We start from the raw sequence: 24,322 nt of genomic DNA, 5'->3' as shown, positions 1-24,322 counted from the left end.
TTGAGCATCGTGCCCGCTTCGGAGGGGAACGCGGACTCGATCATGACCTGGTAGCGGCGCATGTCGACGATGTGGTCGATGTGCTCGATGTCGACCGGGCACTGCTCGACGCAGGCGCCGCAGGTGGTGCAGGACCACAGGACATCGGGGTCGATGACACCGTTCTCCTCGGCCGTGCCGATGAGGGGGCGCTCGGCCTCGGCGAGCGCGGCGGCGGGCACGTCCTTGAGCTGCTCCGCACTCGCCTTCTCCTCGCCCTCCATCGTCTTGCCGCCACCCGCCAGCAGATAGGGCGCCTTGGCATGCGCGTGGTCCCGCAGCGACATGATCAGGAGCTTCGGGGAGAGCGGCTTGCCCGTGTTCCAGGCAGGGCACTGCGACTGACAACGCCCGCACTCCGTGCAGGTGGAGAAGTCCAGCAGGCCCTTCCAGGAGAACTGCTCGACCTGGGAGACACCGAAGACGGCGTCCTCGGCCGGGTCCTCCCAGTCGATCGGCTTACCGCCGGACGTCATCGGCTGGAGCTCGCCGAGCGCCACCCCGCCGTCCGCCTCGCGCTTGAAGAAGATGTTCGGGAAGGCGAGGAAGCGGTGCCAGGCGACGCCCATGTCGGTGTTGAGACCGACCACGATCATCCAGATGAACGAGGTGGCGATCTTCAGTCCGGCGAAGAAGTACGTGAGGTTCTGCAGGGTGGAGAGATCCAGCCCCGCGAACCAGGAGACGAACGGGTACGAGATGAAGAACGAGGCCTCGTAGCCGTCGACGTGGTGCTGGGCGCCCTCCAGGGCGTGCAGCGTGAAGATGCAGACGCCGACGATGAGGATGACGGCCTCGACGAAGTACGCCTGGTCCGTCCTGGAGCCCGCGAAGCGGGACTTGCGGCCCGGCTCGTCGGGGCGGTTCAGCTGGCGGATGACGATCAGCGTGAGAATGCCGAGGACCGTCATGGTGCCGATGAACTCGACGAAGACGTTGTACGGTGCCCAGTCGCCGAGGACGGGCAGGAGCCAGTCGGCACGGAAGAGCTGGCCGATGGCGTTCACGATCGTCAGCAGCAGCGTGAAGAAGCCCACCGCCACGAACCAGTGCGCGAAGCCGACGATCCCCCACTTGTTCATGCGCGTATGGCCGAGGAATTCCTTGACCACGGTGAGGGCGCGCTGCCAGGGGTTGTCGGTCCTGAGACCGGCGGGCACGGGCTGACCGAGCCGGACGAACCGGTAGATCTGCACGATGGCACGGCTGAACAGCGCGACGCCGACCGCGATGAGAACCAGCGACACGATGATCGCGGCGAGTTGCATGGGGGCTCCTCGGGCCTGCGAGGCGAAGTGATGCCAAGCGGTACTTATGCAGCCCGTCCGGGACTGCCCATTACTCCGCCGCACTGTAGTCAGCGAGCCGACGATTCGCGTCGCTCGGGCGCGCCCGAAGGGGCGCGGGGAACTGCGCGCCCAGCCACCTGCGACCCGCAGCCGCGCACCGGCAGGCGGAAGCCCTACCTGCGCGTAAGTGCAGGATAAGAGTTGAGTGGCCCAGACTCACTTCTGTTGACGCCAGCGCAGCGCTCATGCATCCTTGAGTCAGATCCACTCAAGATGTACCTCTGGAGGAACCGAAATGGCACGTGCGGTCGGCATCGACCTGGGCACGACTAACTCCGTCGTCAGCGTTCTCGAAGGCGGCGAGCCCACCGTCATCACCAACGCCGAGGGTGCCAGGACCACGCCGTCCGTCGTCGCCTTCGCGAAGAACGGCGAGGTGCTGGTCGGCGAGGTCGCCAAGCGCCAGGCGGTCACGAACGTCGACAGGACCATCCGGTCGGTCAAGCGCCACATGGGCACCGACTGGAAGGTGGACATCGACGACAAGGGGTTCAACCCCCAGCAGATCTCGGCGTTCATCCTGCAGAAGCTGAAGCGCGACGCCGAGTCGTACCTGGGCGAGAAGGTGGCCGACGCGGTCATCACCGTCCCGGCGTACTTCAACGACTCCGAGCGCCAGGCCACCAAGGAGGCCGGTGAGATCGCGGGCCTGAACGTCCTGCGCATTGTCAACGAGCCGACCGCCGCCGCGCTGGCGTACGGCCTCGACAAGGACGACCAGACGATCCTCGTCTTCGACCTCGGTGGCGGCACCTTCGACGTGTCCCTCCTGGAGATCGGCGACGGCGTCGTCGAGGTGAAGGCCACGAACGGCGACAACCACCTCGGTGGTGACGACTGGGACCAGCGCGTCGTCGACTACCTGGTCAAGCAGTTCAACAACGGCCACGGCGTGGACCTGGGCAAGGACAAGATGGCGCTCCAGCGCCTGCGCGAGGCGGCCGAGAAGGCCAAGATCGAGCTGTCCTCCTCCACGGAGACCACGATCAACCTGCCGTACATCACGGCGTCCGCCGAGGGCCCGCTGCACCTGGACGAGAAGCTCACGCGCGCCCAGTTCCAGCAGCTCACGTCCGACCTCCTGGAGCGCTGCAAGACGCCGTTCCACAACGTCATCAAGGACGCGGGCATCCAGCTCTCCGAGATCGACCACGTCGTTCTCGTCGGTGGCTCCACCCGCATGCCCGCCGTCGCCGAGCTCGTCAAGGAGCTCACCGGCGGCAAGGACGCCAACAAGGGTGTGAACCCGGACGAGGTCGTCGCCATCGGCGCCTCGCTCCAGGCCGGTGTCCTCAAGGGCGAGGTCAAGGACGTCCTGCTCCTCGACGTGACCCCGCTGTCCCTCGGCATCGAGACCAAGGGAGGGATCATGACCAAGCTCATCGAGCGCAACACCACGATCCCGACCAAGCGCTCCGAGATCTTCACGACGGCCGAGGACAACCAGCCGTCCGTCCAGATCCAGGTCTACCAGGGCGAGCGCGAGATCGCGGCGTACAACAAGAAGCTCGGAATGTTCGAGCTCACGGGCCTGCCGCCGGCCCCGCGCGGTGTCCCGCAGATCGAGGTCTCCTTCGACATCGACGCCAACGGCATCATGCACGTGACCGCGAAGGACCTGGGCACGGGCAAGGAGCAGAAGATGACCGTCACCGGTGGCTCCTCGCTGCCGAAGGACGAGGTCAACCGGATGCGCGAAGAGGCCGAGAAGTACGCGGACGAGGACCACGCCCGCCGCGAGGCCGCCGAGTCCCGCAACCAGGGCGAGCAGCTCGTCTACCAGACGGAGAAGTTCCTCAAGGACAACGAGGACAAGGTCCCGGCTGACGTGAAGACCGAGGTCGAGACCGCCGTCGGCGAGCTGAAGGAGAAGCTCAAGGGCGAGGACACGGCCGAGATCCGCACCGCCACCGAGAAGGTCGCCGCCGTCTCGCAGAAGCTGGGCCAGGCCATGTACGCCGACGCCCAGGCCGCCGGTGCCGAGGGTGCCGCCCCCGGTCCCGACGCCGAGGCCAAGGCCGACGACGACGTCGTCGACGCCGAGATCGTGGACGACGAGAAGCCCGGTGACGCGAAGGGCGGCGCTGCCTGATGACCGAGGAGACCCCGGGTTTCGGCGACAGCGCCGAGAAGCCCGACGTCCCCTCTGGCGCCACCCCTGATGACGCCGCGCCGAAGGCTGCCGAGCCCTCCACCGAGGAGGGCGCGGCGGCCCCGGCCGGGGACGCGGAAAGCAACAAGACGTCCGCACAGGACGTGGGCCTGACCGCCCAGCTGGACCAGGTGCGCACCGCGCTCGACGAGCGCACGGCGGACCTCCAGCGGCTGCAGGCCGAGTACCAGAACTACCGCCGTCGGGTGGAGCGGGACAAGGTGACGGTGAAGGAGATCGCTTCGGCGAACCTCCTCTCCGAGCTCCTCCCCACCCTCGACGACATCGGCCGCGCCCGTGAGCACGGCGAGCTGGTGGGCGGCTTCAAGTCGGTGGCCGAGTCCCTAGAGACCGTCGTCGCCAAGCTGGGGCTGCAGCAGTTCGGCAAGGAGGGCGAGCCCTTCGACCCGACGATCCACGAAGCCCTGATGCACAGCTACGCACCGGACGTCACCGAGACGACGTGCGTCGCGATCCTGCAGCCGGGGTATCGCATCGGCGAGCGCACCATCCGCCCCGCGCGGGTGGCCGTCGCCGAGCCGCAGCCCGGCGCGCAGACGGTCAAGGGCGAGACGGCCGAGGGCGACGCCGCCGAGCCGGCCGAGCCGACGGACAAGGACAGCGGTGGCCCGGACGAGGGCTGACGTTGCACTGACGAGGGAGTACCGAAAGGGGGTACGTCGAGGATGAGCACCAAGGACTTCATCGAGAAGGACTACTACAAGGTCCTCGGCGTCCCCAAGGACGCCACCGAAGCCGAGATCAAGAAGGCGTACCGGAAGCTCGCCCGCGAGAACCACCCGGACGCCAACAAGGGCAACACCAAGGCGGAGGAGCGCTTCAAGGAGATCTCCGAGGCGAACGACATCCTCGGCGACCCCAAGAAGCGCAAGGAGTACGACGAAGCGCGTGCCCTCTTCGGCAACGGAGGATTCCGGCAGGGTCCCGGAGCCGGCGGCGGCTCGTTCAACTTCGACCTGGGCGACCTCTTCGGAGGCGGCGCCCAGGGCGGCGGTGGAGCGGCCGGCGGCTTCGGGGGCGGTCTCGGTGACGTCTTCGGGGGCCTGTTCAACCGCGGCGGCGCGGGTGCCGGATCCGGTACGCGTACGCAGCCGAGGCGCGGCCAGGACATCGAGTCCGAGGTCACGCTGAGTTTCACGGAGGCGGTGGACGGCGCGACGGTGCCGCTGCGCATGTCCTCCCAGGCGCCCTGCAAGGCGTGTTCCGGCACCGGCGACAAGAACGGCACACCGCGCGTGTGCCCGACCTGCGTCGGTACGGGCCAGGTCTCGCGGGGCGGGGGCGGCGGGTTCTCCCTCACCGACCCGTGCATGGACTGCAAGGGCCGCGGGCTGATCGCCCAGGACCCGTGCGAGGTCTGCGGCGGCAGCGGCCGCGCCAAGTCGTCCCGGACGATGCAGGTGCGGATCCCGGCCGGTGTCTCGGACGGGCAGCGCATCCGCCTGCGCGGCAAGGGCGCGCCCGGTGAGCGGGGCGGTCCGGCCGGCGATCTGTACGTGGTCGTGCATGTCGACGCCCACCCGGTCTTCGGCCGCAAGGGCGACAACCTCACGGTCACGGTGCCGGTCTCGTACCCCGAGGCGGCGCTGGGCGGCGAGGTGAAGGTGCCCACCCTGGGCGGCCCGCCCGTCACCCTGAAGCTGCCCGCCGGCACGCCCAACGGCCGTACGATGCGGGCCCGCGGAAAGGGCGCGGTCCGTAAGGACGGCTCCCGGGGCGATCTGCTCGTGACGGTGGACGTCGCCGTTCCGACGTCGTTGAGCGACGAGGCGAAGGAGGCCCTGGAGTCCTACCGCAAGGCGACTGCGGGCGACGACCCGCGGGCAGAACTGTTCCAGGCCGCGAAGGGAGCATGAGATGGACGGCCGTCGTCGACAGCCCGGACTGGGCAGGGCGTACCAACTCACCGACGAGACACCGGTGTACGTCATTTCGGTGGCCGCCCAGCTCTCCGGCCTGCATCCGCAGACCCTGCGTCAGTACGACCGCCTGGGTCTCGTCTCCCCGGACCGCACCGCGGGCCGGGGCCGGCGGTACTCCGCCCGCGACATCGAACTGCTGCGCACCGTGCAGCAGTTGTCGCAGGAGGAGGGCATCAACCTGGCCGGCATCAAGCGCATCATCGAGCTGGAGAACCAGGTCACCGCACTCCAGTCACGCGTCGCGGAGCTCACCGCGGCCGTGGAGGGCGCCGCCAGCGCCATGCAGCAGCGTGAAGCGGCGGTGCACGCCTCGTACCGTCGCGACCTCGTCCCCTACCAGGACGTGCAGCAGGCGAGCGCGCTGGTGGTGTGGCGTCCCAAGCGGGCGACCGAGCAGTAGGTTTCGGCGGATTCAGTACCCTGAGGCAGGGCCGGGAGGCGATGATCTCCCGGCCCTGCCTTGATGTCTGATGGGAACTACCCGGGGGAGTTGAGCCGAGCGTGGCCATGGTGGGGCTGTTCTGGATCGCCGAGGGCGATGTGTACGTGGGCGCGAAGCCGGCCGGGCTCGCCCCCGGGGTGCGGCTGACCCCGGAGGGCGTACTGGCCCTGGGTGACGGCCAGTCCGCCATGTGGCCGTGGGAGGACGTGCACGCGCTGACGGTCGACGACGTCCCGGTGAAGTCCCTGCGGCGGCACGTGAGCACGGCGGTCGACCTGGTCCTCACGGTCGGCCTCGGCGGCGGCGACGAGGCCCCCACGATGACGGTGCGGCTCGCGGCCCCCGACGGCGACACGAAACTGACGGCGTACACGGCGGCGGCGGTCGGCTACTCCCGAACGGAGTACGACCTCTCCCGCGCCCTGCTCTCCCGCCTCACGGAAGGCGCGGGCACCCTGATCACCACGCTGACGGCGATGGCGGACTGGGGCCGCCGCCACGAGGGCGGGTCGCCGCGGGCGGCGGAGCGGGAGAGGCTGTTGCGGGAGTGGGGTGCGGGGGTCTGAGGGGCGGGTGCCTCAGTGGTCCTGCCAGTGGTCCTGCCAGTGGTCCCGTCAGTGGTCCTGCTGGCGGGACAGGATTCCCGAGCGGTCGATGAGATAGCCGAGCTGGGCGCGGCTGCGGCTGCCCAGGGTGGCGGCCAGTTTGGCTATGTGGACGCGGGCGGTGCGGATGTTCATGCCGAGGCGGTCGGCTATCTCCGCGTCGGTGAGGCCTTCGACGAGGAGGCCGGCGACGGCGTGCTGGCGGGTGGTGACGCCGTTCTCGGAGGGTTCGGGGGCGGCCTGCGGCCACATGGGGGTGGCCAGGCGCCACAGCCGCCAGAACGTGGTGGCGAAGTACTCCACCAGGGCCGGGTGGCGGAGTTCGAGGGCGACGCTGCGGTCCCGGCTCGCCGGTATGAAGGCCACGGTGCGGTCGAAGACGAAGAGCCGGTCGGTGACCTCGTCGAGAGTGCGGGCCTCGGTGTCGCCGTCCAGTTGCTCGAAGTAGGCGAGTACGGGCAGGGAATGGCGCGTCGTGTGCTGGTAGAGGGTGCGCATGCGGCAGCCCCGGGTCAGGATCGCCTGGTCCCGGGGGAAGGCTTCGGCCAGGGTCTCGGGGGGCCGGGTGCCGCCGGGCTGGATCGCGAGGAACTCCTCCGTGACGTCGTTCATGGCCCGGTCTATGGCCGAGTTGATGCGGTCGAGGCCGTCGAGGACGGTGATGGTGGGCGCGCGGAGGCCCGAGTCGGGCTGTGCGTCGAGGCGGCGGGACGGTTCGGACGAGGCGCTGGGCCGGGCCTCGTGACAGTGCTGCTCCCTGATGCGGTCCTCCATGGTGCGAAGGAGCCGGGGCAGGGCGACGGCGGGGGCGGTGGGTTGCAGCCACTGCAGGCCGTCGAGGCCGGGCTGGAGGAGGCCGAGCTCCATGAGGCAGGGCGCCGGTTCGGTCTCGCTGTGGTGGATCCGGCCCTCGCGCACGGCACGGCTGTAGACGGAAAGTCCTGCCGTACAGAGCTCTTCGACGGCGTGCGGTGAGTGCTCCGTGGCCATGCGGGCCCCCTCCTGCCTGGTTGAAGCGTCGCGATTCTATGCAGGCGGGGACGGGGCGGGCCGGATGCCGTAGTTGAAGTGTCTGCTTCTGGACTGCGGCTTCTGCGCGTCTGGTGATGGGCGCCTGTGCCGTGCGCGCCGACCCGTGGAGAACACCGTCACCGATCTTGGCCGAGAATGCCCGACCGGCCGATCAGATAGCCGAGTTGGGCGCGGCTGCCGCTGCCGAGCGTGGCGGCGAGTTTGGCGATGTGGATGCGGGCGGTCCGGATGTTCATGCCGAGGCGCTCGGCGATGTCCGCGTCGGTGCAGCCCTCGACGAGGAGGCGGGCGATGTCGCGCTGGCGGGGGGTGACGCCGCTGCCCGCCGGGAGCGGGGCGCTGCGCGGATCCAGCGGGACGGCGAGGCGCCAGAGGCGCTCGAAGGCCGTCACGAAGTACTCGATGAGGACGGGGTGACGGATCTCCAGTGCCGCGGTGTGGTCCTTGTCCGCGGGGATGAAGGCCACGGTCCGGTCGAGCACGAAGAGGCGTTCGGGCACCTCCGCCAGCGTGCGGACCTCGGTGTCGCCGTCGAGTGTCTCGTGGTACGCGAAGACGGGTAGGGAGTGGCGCGTCGCGTGCTGGTAGAGGGTGCGCAGCCGGCCGCCTCTGGCGAGGACGCCGCGTACCTCCGACAGGAACTGGTCCAGTATCACCGGGGGCTGGACCCCGCCGGGCTGGATGGAGAGCATCTCCTGTCCGGGTCCCGCGCCGGAGCCGGGCCCGGACAGGGCGCGGCTCACCGCCTCCTGGATCTCGGGCAGTTCGCGCAGCACGGTGATGGCGCAGGGCGCGGAGCTCGGCACCGACCTGCGGGCCAACTCCATGAGCGGCTCGAACGCCGTGGCGAGGCGGGTCTCGCTGAGGCGTCGCGCGGCGATGCGCTGCTGGATGCCTTCGAGCAGCCGGGGCAGGGCTACCGCGGGCGGGGCCGGGAGGAGCCACCGCGGGTCGTCGGCGTCCGGGTGCAGCAGTCCGAGGGCGGCCAGACAGGGCAAGGGTTCGGCGTCCGCACGGGCCACGCGGTTCTCGCGCAGGGCGCGGGCGTAGAGCGCGGAACCGGCTTCGCAGAGTTCGTCGGGGCCGTGGGGGTGGGGCCCGGCGGTCACTTCGGGTGGCCCTGGTCGAGGATTCCCGACTGGGCGATGAGGTAGCCGAGCTGGGCGCGGCTGCCGCTGCCGAGGGCGGCGGCGATCTTGGCGATGTGGGCGCGGCAGGTGCGGACGTTCATGCCGAGGCGGCGGGCGATGGCCTCGTCGACGTGGCCATCGATGAGAAGTTTGGCGATGGAGCGCTGGACGCCGGTTATCCCGTCGGTCGAGGGCGCGTACGGTACCTCGTCGATCAGGGGAGTGGCCTTGCTCCACTGGTGCTCGAAGACCTTGGCGAGGTACTCGACGATCCCGGGGTGGCGCAGTTCCAGGGCGACCTGGCGGTCTTCGCGCGCGGGAATGAGAGCGACGGTGCGGTCGAAGATCATCAGTCGGTCGATCAGTTCCTCTAGGGTTCTGATCTGGACATTGCCCTTGGCCATGCGCGCCGCGTAGGCCAGGGTCCCCTGGCTGTGGCGGACGGTGTGCTGGTAGAGCGTGCGCATCGTGATGCCGCGGTCGAGTACCGTCTGTCCGCGCTGAAGTGCGACGGTGAGCGAGTCCTCGCTGCGGCCGCCGCCCGGCTGGGCGGTGAGGATTTCGAAGCTGCACTCGGCCGTGGCCCGCTCGATGGCGGCATCGATGTGCCGGCTGTTCTCCAGAACCGCGATCGAGGGGCTCGTCGGCTCGGACCGCGCGGTGATGGCCATGAATGGCTCGAAAATGTCTGTGAGCTGCACGGCGAGTCTCCGCCGGTCGCGGATCTCCCGCTCAAGGGGGTTGAGGCGCTGGGCGAGCGCGGCGGCGGGAGAAACCGGATGCAACCAGCCGCCGTCGTCCGGGTCGGGATGCAGCAGGCTGGATTCCAGGAGGCAGGGCGTGTTCTCGGCCTCGGAGCGGGCCAGGCGACCATTGGCCAGTGCATGGGCGTAGAGCCGCGAGCCCTCGTCACACAACGGCGTTGAGGGGTGAGGATGTGTCGGTTTGGTGCCTGTTGTTAGCAAATCTCCACCCCCCAGGGTCCTGAACGTGCAGGAACATGATGCATCGACCCTGTGGCTTTGACGTGCTCAATTGAGACATCGTCTCTAGAGCCGGGGGAGAGAAATCTACCAAGTGAGGACGAAGCCGATCATGTTTAAGCGCATGCTTCGCTCGGTGCTTGTCACCACCTTCTCCGTCGGGCTGGGCCTGGGCACGGTGACCACCCTGGATCTCTCCTGGAACAGCGGACCGGCTGGGGGGACCTCGGTCTCCGCAGCGAGGCCGGACCTGTCCTGGGACATGCTCCCGGAGGGTGGCCAGGCGTGAGCACCCCTCCCGATGACCGCACCTTCCGCCGGGAAATGGCCACCGCCTACCGCTCCGGCTGGCACTTCATCGACCTCGTGACCGCGATCCCCCACCGCGGCGACTCGTTGATGGTGACCCTGCTCGGCGAGCCGATCGTCGTCACGCGTGACGACGAGGAAGAGATCAGGGCCTACCGGTGCCTGCGCAGGCCCCGTGGCGCGCCGCAGCCCGTGCGCTGCGCCATCCGGTACGGGATGGTCTTCGTCAATCTCGACCGGCGCGACCACCAGGTGGTCGGCGGCCAGGACCAGCACGACCAGGGCGCCGCGAGCGCCTCGGACAACATCACAGCCACCCCCCGCAGTGCCTGACGCGATTCCCCCGTCGTTTTAAATCGCGCAGGCGCTTCCCCCAGCAGCGGCGCCACCGTGGACCTGAACACGGTGGCGCCGCTGTGGTGTGCCCGGTGTGGTGGGCCCGGTGTGGTGGGCCCGGCCCGTTCCGGCCGCGGGCTACGCCTTGCCGAGCGCCCGGGTCAGCGTGATCTCGATCAGGACGCGGTCCGGGTTGGGTGACGGCCTGCGCTCGTAGCGCTCCTCGTAGCGGAGCTCCGCTTCCTCGATCGCCGCCGGTTCCCTCCTGATCACCGCCCGCCCCTCCAGCGTCGCCCACCGCCGGCCCTCGAACTGGCAGACCGCCACCCGCGCCCCGGGCCCGTCCGGGCCCGCCGCCGCGAGGATGTTCAGGACCTTCCGGCTGGTCCTGCGGGCGAGGACCCGGGCGACCCCCGCCGCCGGGTCGTACGTCACGCCGACGGGCACCACGTGCGGTGTGCCGTCCGGGCGCAGGGTCGTCAAGGTGCACACGCGCCGCTCGCGCCAGAAGCTGAGGTAGGGCTCGGGCGGGTCGCGCGGATCTATCCGGGCGGCGGCGGGGGAAGGGTTCGGGGCCATGGGTACGGAACATAGCCGCCCGGACTTCCCGCGCTTCCCTTGAGTGGAATAGACTCAACTTTGTGTACGTTGGCATAGTCAGTGTTACGGGCGCAGCTGCGTGGAACCCGTAGAGGGAACCCGTAGACCCGGTAGAACCCGTAGAACCCGTAGCCCGTACGACTTGGTTGGACCCCGTAAGGAGGAGAAGCGCACGTGGACGCCGAGCTGACCAACAGGAGCCGGGACGCGATCAACGCGGCCACCAGCCGCGCCGTGCAGGACGGCCACCCCGATCTGACCCCCGCGCATCTGCTGCTCGCGCTGCTTGAGGGGGAGGACAACGAGAACATCACCGACCTGCTCGCCGCGGCCGGCGCCGACCAGGCGGCCGTGCGCGCGGACACCGAGCGGGTCCTCGCGGGGCTGCCCAGCGTGACCGGGTCCACCGTCGCGCCGCCCCAGCCCGACCGCGAGATGCTGGGCGTCGTCGCGGACGCCGCCAAGCGGGCGAAGGAGCTCGGCGACGACTACCTGTCCACCGAGCACCTGCTCATCGGCATCGCCGCCGAGGGCGGCAGGGCCGGGGACGTACTCAACCGGCACGGAGCCGGCAGCAAGAAGCTGCTGGCCGCCTTCGAGAAGACCAGGGGAGGGCGCCGGGTGACCACACCCGACCCCGAGGGCCAGTACAAGGCCTTGGAGAAGTTCGGCACCGATTTCACCGCCGCCGCCCGCGAGGGCAGGCTCGACCCGGTCATCGGGCGTGACCAGGAGATCCGGCGCGTGGTGCAGGTCCTGTCGCGGCGTACGAAGAACAACCCCGTCCTCATCGGCGAGCCCGGCGTCGGCAAGACCGCCGTCGTCGAAGGGCTCGCCCAGCGCATCGTGAAGGGCGACGTCCCGGAGTCGCTGAAGAACAAGCGGCTCGTCTCCCTCGACCTGGGCGCCATGGTCGCGGGCGCGAAGTACCGCGGCGAGTTCGAGGAGCGCCTGAAGACCGTCCTCTCCGAGATCAAGGGGAGCGACGGGCAGATCATCACGTTCATCGACGAGCTGCACACCGTCGTGGGCGCGGGCGCCGGCGGCGACTCCGCCATGGACGCGGGCAACATGCTCAAGCCCATGCTCGCCCGCGGTGAGCTGCGCATGGTCGGCGCGACCACCCTCGACGAGTACCGCGAGCGGATCGAGAAGGACCCCGCCCTGGAGCGGCGCTTCCAGCAGGTCCTCGTCGCCGAGCCGAGCGTCGAGGACTCCATCGCCATCCTGCGCGGGCTCAAGGGGCGGTACGAGGCCCACCACAAGGTCCAGATCGCCGACAGCGCGCTCGTCGCCGCCGCCACCCTCTCCGACCGGTACATCACCTCCCGCTTCCTGCCCGACAAGGCCATCGACCTCGTCGACGAGGCCGCGTCCCGGCTGCGCATGGAGATCGACTCCTCGCCCGTCGAGATCGACGAGCTCCAGCGTGCCGTCGACCGCCTGAAGATGGAGGAGCTCGCCCTCAGCAAGGAGACGGATCCGGCCAGCAAGCAGCGCCTGGAGAAGCTGCGGCGCGACCTCGCCGACAAGGAGGAGGAGCTGCGCGGCCTCACCGCACGCTGGGAGAAGGAGAAGCAGTCCCTCAACCGCGTCGGTGAGCTGAAGGAGAAGCTCGACGAGCTGCGCGGCCAGGCCGAACGCGCCCAGCGCGACGGCGACTTCGACACCGCGTCCAAGCTGCTCTACGGCGAGATCCCCAGCCTGGAGCACGACCTGGAGGTCGCCTCCGAGGCCGAGGAGGAGGCCGTTCAGGCCAAGGACCTCATGGTGAAGGAGGAGGTCGGTCCCGACGACATCGCCGACGTCGTCGGATCCTGGACCGGCATCCCCGCAGGACGCCTCCTCGAAGGCGAGACGCAGAAGCTGCTGCGCATGGAGGACGAGCTCGGCCGCCGCCTCATCGGCCAGACCGAGGCCGTGCGCGCGGTGTCCGACGCGGTGCGGCGCACCCGCGCGGGCATCGCCGACCCCGACCGGCCCACCGGTTCCTTCCTCTTCCTCGGCCCGACCGGTGTCGGCAAGACCGAGCTGGCCAAGGCCCTCGCGGACTTCCTCTTCGACGACGAGCGGGCCATGGTCCGCATCGACATGAGCGAGTACGGCGAGAAGCACAGCGTGGCGCGGCTCGTCGGCGCCCCGCCGGGATACGTCGGCTACGAAGAGGGCGGACAGCTGACCGAGGCCGTGCGGCGGCGCCCGTACAGCGTCGTGCTCCTCGACGAGGTCGAGAAGGCGCACCCCGAGGTCTTCGACATCCTGCTCCAGGTGCTCGACGACGGACGGCTGACCGACGGACAGGGCCGGACGGTCGACTTCCGCAACACCATCCTGGTCCTCACGTCCAACCTCGGCAGTCAGTACCTCGTGGAGCCGCTGACCAGCGAGGAGGAGAAGAAGCAGCAGGTCCTTGAGGTCGTGCGGGCCTCCTTCAAGCCCGAGTTCCTCAACCGGCTCGACGACCTCGTCGTCTTCTCCGCGCTCAGCAGGGACGAGCTGGCGCACATCGCCGAACTGCAGATCAACCGCCTCGCCAAGCGGCTCGCCGACCGGCGTCTCACGCTGGACGTCACCCCCGAGGCGCTGGCCTGGCTGGCGGACGAGGGCAACGACCCGGCGTACGGCGCGCGCCCGCTGCGCCGCCTCATCCAGACGTCCATCGGCGACCGGCTCGCCAAGGAGATCCTGGCGGGTGAGGTGAAGGACGGGGACGTGGTCCGGGTGGACCGGGTCGCGGACGGCCTCATCGTGGGCCCCGCGTCGGCCCCTACGGGCAAGTCCCTGTAGCGGTACGGCACCCCGTCTGCGGGGGGTGGTCCGTCCTCGCGCAGTTCCCCGCGCCCCCTGGAGGGCGCTGCGCGCCCGTCAGGAGCGCGGGGAACTGCGCGAGCAGCCATCGACCGTCCGCGGTCGGCGAACGGCACAAACCCGGCCGGGTGCGGAGCCGGGCTTGCCCCCGGGGGCCCTTCCTGGGAGAGGATGGGCCCATCCATACGAAGGGACACAGCACGTGAGCATCGACCCGTCCTCCATTCCGAATTTCGGGGGCCAGCCCGAACCGCAGCAGGGCGCAGGACCGGCGGGCCCCGTCGTCCCCGACCAGGACCTGGTGAAGCAGCTCCTGGACCAGATGGAGCTCAAGCACGTCGTCGACGACGAGGGTGACCTCGCGGCGCCGTGGGAGGAGTTCCGTACGTACTTCATGTTCCGCGGCGAGGACGACCAGCAGGTCTTCTCGGTGCGGACGTTCTACGACCGGCCGCACACGATCGAGACCAAGCAGCAGCTCCTCGAGTCGATCGACGACTGGAACCGCCGCACCCTGTGGCCGAAGGTCTACAGCCACACGCACGACGACGGCACGGTCCGCCTCATCGGCGAGGCCCAGATGCTGATCGGCACCGGTGTCTCCCTGGAGCACTTCGTGTCGTCGACGGTCAGCTGGGTGCGCGCCGCGATCGAGTTCGACCGCTGGCTCGTCGAGCAGCTGGGCCTGGAGTCCGAGGTCGACTCGGCCGAGGGCGAGGAGAAGCCCGGCGACGGCGAGGCCTGAGGCCACGCCGGTACGCGAGCAAGAGCCCGGCCGGAACGCACACCACCAGGTGGGCGCTTCCGGACCGGGCTCTCGTCATAGCCTGGTGAGCACGGCATCCGCCCGGGGCGAGCGGCGGACCTCTTGGCGGCGGACGAGAGAAAGCGGGAACGCATGGACACGGTGGGGACGGCGGGCTTCCGCGGCGAGGTGGGCTCGGAGCAGTGGGCCCCCGCCGCGCGCGTGCGGGACATGGGGACCTCGATCTTCACGGAGATGACGGAGCTCGCGCGCCGCACCGGTGCCGTGAACCTCGGGCAGGGGGTCCCGGAGCTGCCCGCCCCGCCCGCGCTCCTCCAGGACGTCGCGGACGCCGTGCGCTCCGGCAACAACCAGTACCCGCCCGCGGCCGGCTTCCCGGCCCTGCGCGAGGCGATCGCCGCCCACCAGCTCCGGCGGTACGGGCTCGACTACGCGCCCACCGGAGAGGTCCTGGTCACCACGGGCGCGACGGAGGCGCTCGCGGCGGCCCTCCTCGCGCTCTGCGACCCCGGGGACGAGGTCATCGCCTTCGACCCCTGCTACGACGCCTACGCGGCGGACGCACGCCTGGCCGGCGCCCGTGTCGTGGGCGTCCCCCTCGTCCTCGACGGCGACGGCTTCGTCCTCGACGCCGACGCGCTCAGGGCCGCCGTGACGCCCCGTACGCGGGTGCTTCTGCTCAACTCCCCGCACAACCCCACGGGAAAGGTCTTCACGCCCGAGGAGCTGGCGGCGGTCGCGGACGTCTGCCGCGAGCACGCGCTGACGGTCGTCACGGACGAGGTCTACGAACACCTCGTCTTCGAGGACGGCGCGCGGCACGTGCCGATCGCGACGCTGCCGGGCATGCGCGAGCGGACGCTGATCGTCTCGTCGGCCGGGAAGACCTTCAATGTGACGGGCTGGAAGATCGGCTGGGTCTGCGGCCCGGCCCCGCTCGTCGCGGCGGTCGGCTCCGCGAAGCAGTTCCTCACCTACGCCTCGGGCACGCCGTACCAGGAGGCACTGGCCCGGGCGCTCGGCTCGGTGGAGGAGTGGGCGGCAGGCGTACGGGACACGCTGCGGGCCAACCGCGACGTGCTGAGCGCCGGCCTGGCCGGGGCGGGCCTGCACCCCTTCCGCGCCGACGCCGGTTACTTCCTCCAGGCGGACGTGCGCCCGTGGGGCTACGACAGCGGCATCGACTTCTGCCGCGAACTCCCGCGGCGCGCGGGCGTCGTGGCCATCCCGACGTCGGCGTTCTACCTGACCCCCGGCGCCCCGGCCTGGCTGGTCCGCTTCTCGATCTGCAAGCGCGAGGACTCGATCCGCAAGGCGGTGGAGCAGCTCGCCGCGGCGCGCTGAGCAGACGGGGCTACAAAGACAGGCTCCGAACCTCTGGAGTTCCTCAACTCTGCTTTGGGCCGGGTTCGGCACGGGCATCCCCCTGTCACGCAAGAAGCACGGCCCACGGGGGACCTGCTTCGGGGGAACGGAAGGAGTGTGAGGGCCATGGTCGTGGCTTTCGTCTTCGTCGTGGTGTTCGTGTTCGCCTTGGTCGCGGTGTTCAGCTTCGGGGGAAGCAGCCGCCGCCGTACGGGTGCGCGGTGGAGCTCGGGCACCGCGTCCGGTGCGTCGGGCGGCAGTTGGTGGGCCGGGGGCGACGGCGGTGGCGGGCACCACGGCGGCGGAGGGCACTCCTGCGGTGGCGGGTCGTCCTGTGGGAGCAGTGGCTCCTCGTGCGGAGGTGGCGGGGGCGGATGCGGCGGAGGCAGCTGACACGGGGCAGCTGGTCCACCGATTCCACGGAGGCGCCCGGCGGGGGCGGACGATTCCCGCCGGGCGCTTCGCCGTGCGGGGCGTCGTGCGACGGGGGCGTGCTCGGGAGCCGTGCCGTGGTTGACGTAGTGAACAGTTGAACTGTGCGGCCCTCATGGGGATGGAAACCCTACGAAGTTGGGTAAAAACGCAGTAGCAGCGTCGCCGACCATGATTCCCTCTTGAACGTCAGCACCGCCCAAGGACGTACGTCGCAGGTTTCGCAGAAAGCGTTCTGGATACCCGTCAGATGACGTCCTCGTGGGCACGAGCCGGCATCCCGACCTCCCGGTGACCGATCCGGGTGCGCCGGCCCCACCTCCATTGAGTGTTAGCGGAGCCGACCCATGCTCACGACCCTGAACACTGCGTACACCGACACGCGCGCCGCGGACCTCGCCTGGGCCCTGGGGCGCGAGCCGCTGCCCGCGCTCGCCACCCTCGAACTGGAACTGGGCGGCACAAAGATGCAGTTGAGACTGCTCGGCGCCTCACACCAGGTTCTCCTGGAGGAGGACCGGGGCGGCTGTTCCGAGACCGTGGCCTGCATCCCCGGCAGCAGCACCCCGCTCCCGCTCGGCGTCTCCAAGCGCGTCGGCGAATGGGAGTACGAATTCGCCGCGCGCGTGGAGACGCTGTCGCGGGGCCAGTTCGCCGGCCGGGCGCAGGAGTTGCTCGCCCTGGTCGCCGAGCACCCGCACGGCCTGGCCGGCGTGTTCCCCGGCAGCCCGCACGCCTTCACCGCCCTCCTCGCGCAGCGTCACGAAGGGGCGCTGATGTGGCGTACGTGGCACGCGTACCCGCAGGACGGCCAGCTGGTGGCGACACGGACCCGGGTGGGCGTGCGCATGCCGACGCCGGTGCCGCTGTGAGGGAGAGGGATGCGTAGAACGGGAGTTGCACCCATGTGGGGGAACCGGAGTGAGTGCGCGGTGACGTAGCGTGCCAGGGTGCTCGAGTCCTCGGTGCGGTTGCCGGTCTCTGCCCGGACAGGACGGTCCCTCGTTCTCGCGGGCGTGTTCGTCTGTGCTGCCTGCGGACTCGTCTACGAACTCGAACTGGTCGCCCTCGCGTCGTACTTGATCGGCGACTCCGTCACCCAGGCATCCGTCGTGCTCTCCGTGATGGTCTTCGCCATGGGCATCGGCTCGCTGCTCGCCAAGCGGCTGCGGTGCCGCGCCTCCGCCTGGTTCGGCCTCGTCGAGTCGGCGCTCGCGCTGGTCGGCGGGTGCAGCGCCATGGCGTTGTACGCGGCGTTCGCGTGGACCGGCGAGCGGGGAGAGGTGTGGGCGGACGGATCGCGGTTCCTGCTCGTCGCGTTCTCCCTCGCCATCGGCATCCTCATCGGCGCCGAGGTGCCGCTCCTGATGGTGCTCATCCAGCGCATCCGGCGCCAGGACGCCAGCGGCGCCGTCGCCGACCTCTTCGCCGCCGACTACGTGGGCGCCCTGGTGGGCGGGCTCGCCTTCCCCTTCCTGCTCCTGCCGCTGTTCGGGCAGCTGACGGGCGCCCTGTTCACCGGCGCGGTCAACGCCTTCGCGGGCGGCGCGCTCGTGCTCGGCCTGTTCCGGCGCGACCTCAGCGTCCGCGGCCGCTGGGCGCTGCTCACCGTGAACGTCCTCGTGCTCTCCCTGCTCGCCTCCGCCGCCGTGCTCGTCGACGACTTCGAGCGGGCCGCCCGGCGCGCGGTGTACGGCGCGGACGTCCGGGTCGCCGTCCAGACCGACGTCCAGGAAGTCGTCCTGACCGGCGGGCGGCACGGCACCCTGGACCTCTTCCTCGACGGACGCCTGCGCATCAGCGGACGCGACGAGCGGCGCTACCACCGGGGCCTGGTGGCGCCCGCGATGCGCGGACCGCACGCCCGCGTCCTGGTCCTCGGCGGCGGCGACGGCCTCGCGGCACGCGAGATCCTGCGCCACCGCGGGGTGCGCCGCGTCGACATCGTCGAGCTGGACGCGGTCGTGGTCGGCCTGGCGCGGCACGACCGGGCGCTGAGCGAGCTCAACGGCCACGCGTACCGCGACCCGCGGGTCCATGTGGTGAACGCCGACGCCTTCCGCTGGCTGCGCTCCGCCCGCGCGCGGTACGACGTGGTGATCTCCGACCTGCCGGATCCGGGCATCACCGTCAGCACGAAGCTGTACTCCCAGGAGTTCTACGGCCTCGCCACCCGCGTCCTCGCCGGCTCCGGCCGCCTCGCCGTGCACGCGGGCCCGCTGGTGGCCCGGCCCCGCACCTTCTGGACGGTGGAGGCGACGCTGCGTTCGGCGGGGCTGCGGACCGTGCCGTACCGCGTGGGCGGCCGCCGTTCCGGGTTCGCCGCCGGGCCCGACCGGACGGCGCAGGGCGCCCGCGCGGTGCGCGACTGGGGCTTCGTGCTCGCCGCGCGGACCGAGCCCGTGCTGCTGCGGGCGGCCGGCTCCGCGGTGGTGCGGGCCGGTGCCGCCGCGGCCGAGCGGACCCGGCAGCCGGGGCTCGCGCCGTCCACCCTTGTGCATCCGCGTTACGCGAACTGACGTACAACACTTGACGAACAGTCGTACAAGTGGCGGCCTCGTGGGTAGGCTCGACTGCCATGGAGCATGAGGTGTTCGTTCCGGTTTCGGCAGAGCGGCTCCGGCAGGTCCTGGCCGACCCCGAGCGGGTCGCAGGGGCGGTCCCCGGGCTGCAGCGCGACGCGGAGGAGACGGCGGGCCCGCTCTCCGGGCGCCTCAGGGTGCGCGTCGGGGGCCAGGGCGGGCACACCATCACGTACCGCGGGACGGCGCGGACCGCGGCCCGCGGCGACGGTACGTACGCGATCGAGGCCGAGGGAGCCGAGGTGCGCGGCTCCGGGGCCGTGCAGCTCACGCTGACCGTGCGGCTCGCGCCGGCCGTCGGGGGGACGACCCTCACGTTCGGCGGCACCGCCGTCGCCGACGGGCGGATCACCGAAGGTTCTCCACAGGCTGTGGAATCCGTGGTGCACCGGCTGCTCGAACGGTTCGCCGAGGGGCTCGGGTCGGTGGCGCCGCCCGACACGGTGCCCGACGCCGCGGCCGGGACGCACACCGTCACCGTGTTCGAGACCGAGGTGCCGCCGCCCTCCCTCGACCCGCTGAGCGACGGCCTCGACGCGGAGGACGACGTCGACGACGCCGATGACCTGGGCGATCTCGACGACATCGTCGTCGACGACGCGAGCGACGTGCGCGACCCGGACGACGCCGACGACGCGGCCGACGTCGAGACCATCGACGTACCGCCCGCCGAGGCCGCCCACGCGCGCCGCACCATGATCGGCCGCTCCGCCGAGGAGGTCGACCACGCCCCGCCCCGCGGCCGGTACGCGCCCGCGCCCGCCCCCGAGTCCCTCACCGCCGGTGCCACACTCCGCTGGGCCGCGCCCGCCGCCGCCCTCGCCCTGGCCTCGGCCATCGTCGTCGGCAGGGCCCTGCGCCGCCGCCGCTGAGAGCCTGTGTCATATCCCCGGCCGGGCGGCCGTCGTCTGGCACGCACGCTCGCCGCGTTGCCGAAAAGCCCTAGTAGCTCCTCCCCCAGGCCTTAAGGGCCCGGGGGGACCCCCATCGAGGACTTCCCGGCGCCTTGCGATCGCACGCACCAGACGACGCCCGCTGATCCGACCGGGGATATGACACAGGCTCTGACCCGGGACCCGCCCGGCACGCCGTAGGGTCGGCTCCGTGAGTACCGAAAACGTGACCCTGACCGCGGGCGACGCGGAAGTGACCGTCCAGCCGGGCAACGGCTGCCGCATCGGAAGTCTGCGCATCGACGGTGTCGAGCTGCTCAGGCAGGGGGAGCGCTACGGCTGCTTCCCGATGGTGCCGTGGTGCGGCCGCATCGAGAACGGCCGGTTCCAGGACGGTGCGACGGTCCACCGGATGCCGCTGAACTCCCCGCCGCACGCCATCCACGGCTTCGGCCGCGACGCCGCGTGGCGCACGGCCCGCACCGGCGGGAGCGAGGCGGTCTTCACGTACGACCTGACCGACCCCTGGCCCTACGCGGGGCGCGTCACCCAGATCGTGGAGCTCACCGAGGAGGCGCTGACGCTGCGCCTCGGCATCGAGTCGCGCGGCGGCTCCTTCCCCGCGCAGGCCGGCTGGCACCCGTGGTTCCACCGCAACCTCGGCGGCCAGGACGTCCGCATCGGCTTCTCCCCCGCCTGGCAGGAGGAGCGCGGCGACGACCACCTGCCCACCGGCCGCCGGATCGACCCGCTCCCCGGCCCCTGGGACGACTGCTTCGGCATGCCCGACGGGGTGGACGTGACGCTGACCTGGCCCGGACAGTTCGAGGTGAACGTCAGGAGCCGCGAGCAGTGGGTCGTCGTCTACGACGAGCAGGAGGCCGCGGTGTGCGTGGAGCCGCAGACCGGGCCGCCCAACGGGCTCAACACCGACCCGCGCCTGGTCACCCCCATCGAGCCGCTGGAGACGGCGACGACCTGGACCTGGCGGCGGCTTTAAGCTCTAGGGCATGACTGACGTACGCGGCGAGCTGCTGCAGCAGATCAAGGACAAGGCCGTCGTGCACGGCAAGGTGACGCTCTCCTCCGGCCTGGAGGCCGACTACTACATCGACCTCCGCCGGATCACCCTCGACGGCGAGGCCGCCCCGCTGGTCGGCCAGGTCCTGCTCGACCTCACCGAGGACCTCGACTTCGACGCCGTGGGCGGCCTGACCATGGGCGCCGACCCCGTCGCGGGCGCGATGCTGCACGCGTCCGCCGCGCGCGGCAAGCGCCTGGACGCCTTCGTCGTCCGCAAGGCCGCCAAGGCGCACGGCATGCAGCGCCGCGTCGAGGGCCCGGACATCAAGGGCCGCCGCGTCCTGGTCGTCGAGGACACCTCCACCACCGGCGGCTCCCCGCTGACCGCCGTCGAGGCCGTCCGCGAGGCGGGCGCCGAGGTCGTCGGCGTCGCCACGATCGTGGACCGGGCCACCGGCGCGGGCGAGAAGATCACCGAGGGCGCGGGCGTGCCGTACCTCTTCGCGTACTCCAAGGACGACCTCGGACTGGCCGACTGAGGACTTTGGTCCCGCCGAGCCGCGACCGGCAGGAGCTGCCCGGCTCGTCTGGAAAGATGGGGGCGACGATGACGTCGCCCCCTTAGGTCAGGGCCAAGCACACACCCGCACATCACAAGGAGCGGACACATGCCCATCGCAACTCCCGAGGTCTACGCCGAGATGCTCGACCGGGCGAAGGCAGGCAAGTTCGCCTACCCGGCCATCAACGTGACCTCCTCGCAGACCCTGCACGCGGCCCTGCGCGGCTTCGCGGAGGCCGAGAGCGACGGCATCATCCAGATCTCCACCGGTGGTGCGGAGTTCCTGGGCGGCCAGCACAACAAGGACATGGTGACGGGTGCCGTGGCCCTCGCCGAGTTCGCGCACATCGTCGCCGCGAAGTACGGCATCACCGTCGCGCTGCACACCGACCACTGCCCCAAGGACAAGCTGGACACGTACGTCCGTCCGCTGCTCGACGTCTCCGCCGAGCGCGTCAAGGCCGGCCGCGACCCGCTGTTCCAGTCGCACATGTGGGACGGCTCCGCCGAGACCCTCGCCGACAACCTGGCCATCGGCCAGGAGCTGCTCGCGAAGGCCGCCGCCGCGAAGATCATCCTTGAGGTCGAGATCACCCCGACCGGTGGCGAGGAGGACGGCGTCACGCACGAGATCAACGACGAGCTGTACACGACCGTCGACGACGCGCTGCGCACCGCCGAGGCCCTGGGCCTCGGCGACAAGGGCCGCTACCTGCTCGCCGCGTCCTTCGGCAACGTCCACGGCGTCTACAAGCCGGGCAACGTCGTCCTGCGTCCCGAGCTCCTCAAGGACCTCCAGGAAGGCGTCGCCGCGAAGTACGGCAAGCCGGCCGGCGCGCAGCCCTTCGACTTCGTGTTCCACGGCGGCTCCGGATCGACCGCCGAGGAGATCGCGACCGCCCTGGAGAACGGCGTCGTGAAGATGAACCTCGACACGGACACGCAGTACGCCTTCACGCGTCCCGTCGCGGACCACATGTTCAAGAACTACGACGGCGTCCTGAAGGTCGACGGCGAGGTCGGCTCGAAGAAGACGTACGACCCGCGCACCTGGGGCAAGGCCGCCGAGGCGGGCATGGCCACGCGCGTCACCGAGGCGTGCGCGAACCTGCGCTCCACGGGCACGAAGCTGAAGTAGGCACCCTCGCGTCCCCGGCGGGCCCGGCACCCTTCCCTGGGTGCCGGGCCCGTCCGCACATGGCGCAGACTTGGGTCCATGGCCATTCACAAGGATCTGCTCGGGGGACCGCCCCCGACCCACCTGCCCGACGACCCCGAGCCGCGCGAGCTGCTCGCGAACGGCGCGGCGCCCGCGGACGTCGCCGCGAAGTACCCCATGTCCTCGCTCGCCTGGGCGCAGCTCGCCGACGAGGCGTTCGAGCGGGGCAGCGTCGTCGAGTCGTACGCGTACGCCCGCACCGGCTACCACCGCGGCCTGGACGCCCTGCGCCGCAGCGGCTGGAAGGGCCACGGTCCCGTGCCGTGGGAGCACGAGCCCAACCGCGGCTTCCTGCGGGCGCTGCACGGGCTCGCGCGGGCCGCGCAGGCGATCGGGGAGCAGGAGGAGTACGAGCGCTGCGCGGGCTTCTTGCGGGATTCTTCCGCTTCCGCGGCGGAGACGCTCGGCTGACGTCGGGCGGGGGTTCGGGGGCGCTGCCCCCGGACCCCCGTTTATTTTCGGCCTGGACGGCCTCGTCCTCAAGCGCCGGACGGGCTGAGACTCCCCGGCGCCGGGGACCTTTCAGGGGCGCGGGGAACTGCGCGGCCAGCCACAACGAGTCCGCGGACGAACTCAGACCAGTGTGCGCAGAAGGCTCGCGTCGTACGGCGCCGCCTCCGCCAGGCGGCCCGTCATCGCCTTGTTCGCCCACTCCGGGTCCGCGATCAGCGAGCGGCCCACCGCGATGACGTCGAACTCGTCGCGCTCCATGCGGTCGAGGAGCAGGTCGATGCCGGTGGACGTGGCCCGCTCGGCGAAGCCCGCCGTGCCCACGAACTCCTTGTCGAGGCCGACCGAGCCCACGGACAGCGTGGCCTTTCCGGTGAGCTTCTTGACCCAGCCCGCGAGGTTGAGGTCCGCGCCGTCGAACTCGGGGAGCCAGTAGCGGCGCGTGGAGGCGTGGAAGGCGTCGACGCCCGCCGCCGCCAACGGGCTGAGCAGGGCGTCGAGTTCGGCCGGGTCCGTGGCCAGCTTCGCGTCGAAGGCGTACGCCTTCCACTGGGAGAGCCGGAAGATCACGGGGAACGTCGGCGAGACCGCCGCGCGGACCGCCTCGACGATCTCCGCGGCGAAGCGGGTGCGGGAGGCGAGGTCGCCGCCGTAGCCGTCGGTGCGGCGGTTGGTGGTGCTCCAGAGGAACTGGTCGATCAAGTAGCCGTGCGCGCCGTGCAGTTCGACGCCGTCGAAGCCGAGCCGCTCGGCGGCGGCCGCGCTGTCGGCGAAGGCACCGATCACCGCGTCGATGTCGGCGCCCGTCATCGTGCGGCCCTTGGCGGTGCCGTCGAGGGCGAGGCCGGAGGGGCCCGCGGGGGGTGCGGCGGGTACGGGGCCCTGGCCCTCGTCGCGGGTCGCGCCGACGTGCCAGAGCTGCGGGACGATCCTGCCGCCCGCCGCGTGCACGGCGTCGGCGACCCGGCGCCAGCCGTCGAGCGCGGCGTCGCCGTGGAAGTGCGGGACGCGGTGGCTGCTGCCCGCCGACGCGTGGTCGACGTACGTGCCCTCGGTGATGATCAGGCCGACGCCGCCCGCGGCGCGCCGCGCGTAGTACTCCGCGACGTCGGCGCCGGGCACGCCGTCCGGCGAGAACTCACGGGTCATGGGAGCCATGGCGATGCGGTTGCGGAGGCTGAGGCCGTTGATGTCGAAGGGGCGGCCGAGGATGTTCGCGGCTCGTGAGGCGGTGGTTTCCGTGGCTTCCATGCGTTCTCCCGGAGATTCTGCAGGGTGTACGGCGCGAACAGAGGCATACGC

Annotated in this window: 23 protein-coding genes; 17 read left to right on the top strand and 6 right to left on the bottom strand. The window is 70.9% G+C overall.

Translation table 11 applies throughout. The annotated features are described in order from the left end of the window. On the bottom strand, positions 1-1,307 hold a 1,307-nt coding region (locus ACFVYL_RS19960), incomplete at its 3' end, for a 4Fe-4S dicluster domain-containing protein (protein WP_389717720.1). A gap of 316 nt (positions 1,308-1,623) precedes the next feature. On the opposite strand from ACFVYL_RS19960, the gene dnaK reads away from it, so the two are divergent. From dnaK to ACFVYL_RS19935, 5 genes are all read left to right on the top strand, one after another. Next, a complete protein-coding gene (dnaK, locus tag ACFVYL_RS19955; RefSeq protein ID WP_389717718.1) occupies positions 1,624-3,480 on the top strand; it encodes a molecular chaperone DnaK in 1,857 nt (618 codons plus the stop codon). Next, a complete protein-coding gene (gene grpE, locus ACFVYL_RS19950) occupies positions 3,480-4,184 on the top strand; it encodes a nucleotide exchange factor GrpE (protein ID WP_389717716.1) in 705 nt (234 codons plus the stop codon). Before dnaK ends, grpE begins: the two co-directional genes overlap by 1 nt. A 42-nt stretch (positions 4,185-4,226) precedes the next feature. Then, entirely contained in the window at positions 4,227-5,417 is a 1,191-nt protein-coding gene (dnaJ, locus tag ACFVYL_RS19945; protein ID WP_389717714.1) for a molecular chaperone DnaJ, read from the top strand. A 1-nt stretch (position 5,418) separates the two neighbouring features. After that, complete coding sequence (locus tag ACFVYL_RS19940; protein WP_389717712.1) at positions 5,419-5,883, top strand: heat shock protein transcriptional repressor HspR; 465 nt, start codon at positions 5,419-5,421, stop codon at positions 5,881-5,883. A 107-nt stretch (positions 5,884-5,990) separates the two neighbouring features. Then, on the top strand, positions 5,991-6,491 hold the full coding sequence (locus tag ACFVYL_RS19935; RefSeq protein WP_389717751.1) for a hypothetical protein: 501 nt from the start codon (positions 5,991-5,993) through the stop codon (positions 6,489-6,491). Between the two features lie 48 nt (positions 6,492-6,539). Here the strand turns inward: ACFVYL_RS19935 and ACFVYL_RS19930 are convergent, their stop codons facing one another. The 3 genes from ACFVYL_RS19930 to ACFVYL_RS19920 form a co-directional block, all read right to left on the bottom strand. After that, positions 6,540-7,520 (bottom strand): LuxR C-terminal-related transcriptional regulator, encoded by a 981-nt coding sequence (locus ACFVYL_RS19930; RefSeq protein WP_389717709.1) that lies wholly within the window; start codon positions 7,518-7,520, stop codon positions 6,540-6,542. 158 nt (positions 7,521-7,678) lie between these two features. Continuing rightward, positions 7,679-8,671: a LuxR C-terminal-related transcriptional regulator gene (locus ACFVYL_RS19925; protein ID WP_389717707.1), complete on the bottom strand. Its 993-nt coding sequence runs from the start codon at positions 8,669-8,671 to the stop codon at positions 7,679-7,681. After that, on the bottom strand, positions 8,668-9,657 hold the full coding sequence (locus ACFVYL_RS19920; protein ID WP_389717706.1) for a helix-turn-helix transcriptional regulator: 990 nt from the start codon (positions 9,655-9,657) through the stop codon (positions 8,668-8,670). The genes ACFVYL_RS19925 and ACFVYL_RS19920 overlap by 4 nt, the downstream gene beginning before the upstream one ends. Before the next feature lie 142 nt (positions 9,658-9,799). Between ACFVYL_RS19920 and ACFVYL_RS19915 the strand changes: the two genes are divergently transcribed. Beyond that, positions 9,800-9,964: a hypothetical protein gene (locus ACFVYL_RS19915; RefSeq protein WP_389717704.1), complete on the top strand. Its 165-nt coding sequence runs from the start codon at positions 9,800-9,802 to the stop codon at positions 9,962-9,964. Then, complete coding sequence (locus ACFVYL_RS19910) at positions 9,961-10,317, top strand: hypothetical protein (RefSeq protein WP_389717701.1); 357 nt, start codon at positions 9,961-9,963, stop codon at positions 10,315-10,317. The genes ACFVYL_RS19915 and ACFVYL_RS19910 overlap by 4 nt, the downstream gene beginning before the upstream one ends. 141 nt (positions 10,318-10,458) lie before the next feature. Here ACFVYL_RS19910 and ACFVYL_RS19905 read toward each other — a convergent pair whose 3' ends face one another. Continuing rightward, the gene (locus ACFVYL_RS19905) at positions 10,459-10,899 is read right to left on the bottom strand and encodes a pyridoxamine 5'-phosphate oxidase family protein (RefSeq protein WP_389717698.1); all 441 of its coding nucleotides are present in this window, start codon (positions 10,897-10,899) and stop codon (positions 10,459-10,461) included. A gap of 195 nt (positions 10,900-11,094) precedes the next feature. On the opposite strand from ACFVYL_RS19905, the gene clpB reads away from it, so the two are divergent. From clpB to ACFVYL_RS19855, 10 genes are all read left to right on the top strand, one after another. Next, positions 11,095-13,707: an ATP-dependent chaperone ClpB gene (gene clpB, locus ACFVYL_RS19900; protein ID WP_389717695.1), complete on the top strand. Its 2,613-nt coding sequence runs from the start codon at positions 11,095-11,097 to the stop codon at positions 13,705-13,707. A gap of 223 nt (positions 13,708-13,930) precedes the next feature. Beyond that, positions 13,931-14,473 carry a YbjN domain-containing protein gene (locus ACFVYL_RS19895; RefSeq protein WP_389717694.1) on the top strand — a complete coding sequence of 181 codons (543 nt, stop codon included), beginning with the start codon at positions 13,931-13,933 and terminating at the stop codon, positions 14,471-14,473. Between the two features lie 153 nt (positions 14,474-14,626). Then, entirely contained in the window at positions 14,627-15,838 is a 1,212-nt protein-coding gene (locus ACFVYL_RS19890) for an aminotransferase class I/II-fold pyridoxal phosphate-dependent enzyme (RefSeq protein ID WP_389717691.1), read from the top strand. Between the two features lie 800 nt (positions 15,839-16,638). Then, positions 16,639-17,163 (top strand): DUF2617 family protein, encoded by a 525-nt coding sequence (locus ACFVYL_RS19885; protein WP_389717689.1) that lies wholly within the window; start codon positions 16,639-16,641, stop codon positions 17,161-17,163. A gap of 78 nt (positions 17,164-17,241) precedes the next feature. Then, the gene (locus ACFVYL_RS19880; RefSeq protein WP_389717686.1) at positions 17,242-18,810 is read left to right on the top strand and encodes a polyamine aminopropyltransferase; all 1,569 of its coding nucleotides are present in this window, start codon (positions 17,242-17,244) and stop codon (positions 18,808-18,810) included. Positions 18,811-18,869: 59 nt separating this feature from the next. Further along, complete coding sequence (locus ACFVYL_RS19875) at positions 18,870-19,745, top strand: SRPBCC family protein (protein ID WP_389717684.1); 876 nt, start codon at positions 18,870-18,872, stop codon at positions 19,743-19,745. A gap of 232 nt (positions 19,746-19,977) precedes the next feature. Next, on the top strand, positions 19,978-20,766 hold the full coding sequence (locus ACFVYL_RS19870; protein WP_389717682.1) for an aldose 1-epimerase: 789 nt from the start codon (positions 19,978-19,980) through the stop codon (positions 20,764-20,766). Between the two features lie 10 nt (positions 20,767-20,776). Continuing rightward, positions 20,777-21,328: an orotate phosphoribosyltransferase gene (pyrE, locus tag ACFVYL_RS19865; RefSeq protein WP_389717680.1), complete on the top strand. Its 552-nt coding sequence runs from the start codon at positions 20,777-20,779 to the stop codon at positions 21,326-21,328. Between the two features lie 129 nt (positions 21,329-21,457). Continuing rightward, complete coding sequence (gene fbaA, locus ACFVYL_RS19860) at positions 21,458-22,489, top strand: class II fructose-bisphosphate aldolase (protein WP_389717678.1); 1,032 nt, start codon at positions 21,458-21,460, stop codon at positions 22,487-22,489. A gap of 78 nt (positions 22,490-22,567) precedes the next feature. Beyond that, a complete protein-coding gene (locus ACFVYL_RS19855; RefSeq protein WP_389717676.1) occupies positions 22,568-22,981 on the top strand; it encodes a DUF3151 domain-containing protein in 414 nt (137 codons plus the stop codon). 162 nt (positions 22,982-23,143) lie between these two features. Here ACFVYL_RS19855 and ACFVYL_RS19850 read toward each other — a convergent pair whose 3' ends face one another. Next, a complete protein-coding gene (locus ACFVYL_RS19850; protein ID WP_389717674.1) occupies positions 23,144-24,271 on the bottom strand; it encodes an NADH:flavin oxidoreductase in 1,128 nt (375 codons plus the stop codon). Positions 24,272-24,322 lie beyond the last annotated feature (51 nt).

The sequence above is a fragment of the Streptomyces sp. NPDC058308 genome (assembly GCF_042880275.1).
Lineage (GTDB): Bacteria > Actinomycetota > Actinomycetes > Streptomycetales > Streptomycetaceae > Streptomyces.
This window is presented reverse-complemented; position numbering and strand designations above follow the sequence as displayed.

What these genes read in the sequence shown, in the direction of transcription:
- dnaK (WP_389717718.1), top strand. Translation starts at nt 1,624, where the DNA reads ATGGCACGTGCGGTCGGCATCGACCTGGGCACGACTAACTCCGTCGTC.
- grpE (WP_389717716.1), top strand. Translation starts at nt 3,480, where the DNA reads ATGACCGAGGAGACCCCGGGTTTCGGCGACAGCGCCGAGAAGCCCGAC.
- dnaJ (WP_389717714.1), top strand. Translation starts at nt 4,227, where the DNA reads ATGAGCACCAAGGACTTCATCGAGAAGGACTACTACAAGGTCCTCGGC.
- ACFVYL_RS19940 (WP_389717712.1), top strand. Translation starts at nt 5,419, where the DNA reads ATGGACGGCCGTCGTCGACAGCCCGGACTGGGCAGGGCGTACCAACTC.
- ACFVYL_RS19935 (WP_389717751.1), top strand. Translation starts at nt 5,991, where the DNA reads ATGGTGGGGCTGTTCTGGATCGCCGAGGGCGATGTGTACGTGGGCGCG.
- ACFVYL_RS19930 (WP_389717709.1), bottom strand. Translation starts at nt 7,520, where the DNA reads ATGGCCACGGAGCACTCACCGCACGCCGTCGAAGAGCTCTGTACGGCA.
- ACFVYL_RS19915 (WP_389717704.1), top strand. Translation starts at nt 9,800, where the DNA reads ATGCTTCGCTCGGTGCTTGTCACCACCTTCTCCGTCGGGCTGGGCCTG.
- ACFVYL_RS19905 (WP_389717698.1), bottom strand. Translation starts at nt 10,899, where the DNA reads ATGGCCCCGAACCCTTCCCCCGCCGCCGCCCGGATAGATCCGCGCGAC.
- ACFVYL_RS19890 (WP_389717691.1), top strand. Translation starts at nt 14,627, where the DNA reads ATGGACACGGTGGGGACGGCGGGCTTCCGCGGCGAGGTGGGCTCGGAG.
- ACFVYL_RS19885 (WP_389717689.1), top strand. Translation starts at nt 16,639, where the DNA reads ATGCTCACGACCCTGAACACTGCGTACACCGACACGCGCGCCGCGGAC.
- ACFVYL_RS19875 (WP_389717684.1), top strand. Translation starts at nt 18,870, where the DNA reads ATGGAGCATGAGGTGTTCGTTCCGGTTTCGGCAGAGCGGCTCCGGCAG.
- pyrE (WP_389717680.1), top strand. Translation starts at nt 20,777, where the DNA reads ATGACTGACGTACGCGGCGAGCTGCTGCAGCAGATCAAGGACAAGGCC.
- fbaA (WP_389717678.1), top strand. Translation starts at nt 21,458, where the DNA reads ATGCCCATCGCAACTCCCGAGGTCTACGCCGAGATGCTCGACCGGGCG.
- ACFVYL_RS19855 (WP_389717676.1), top strand. Translation starts at nt 22,568, where the DNA reads ATGGCCATTCACAAGGATCTGCTCGGGGGACCGCCCCCGACCCACCTG.
- ACFVYL_RS19850 (WP_389717674.1), bottom strand. Translation starts at nt 24,271, where the DNA reads ATGGAAGCCACGGAAACCACCGCCTCACGAGCCGCGAACATCCTCGGC.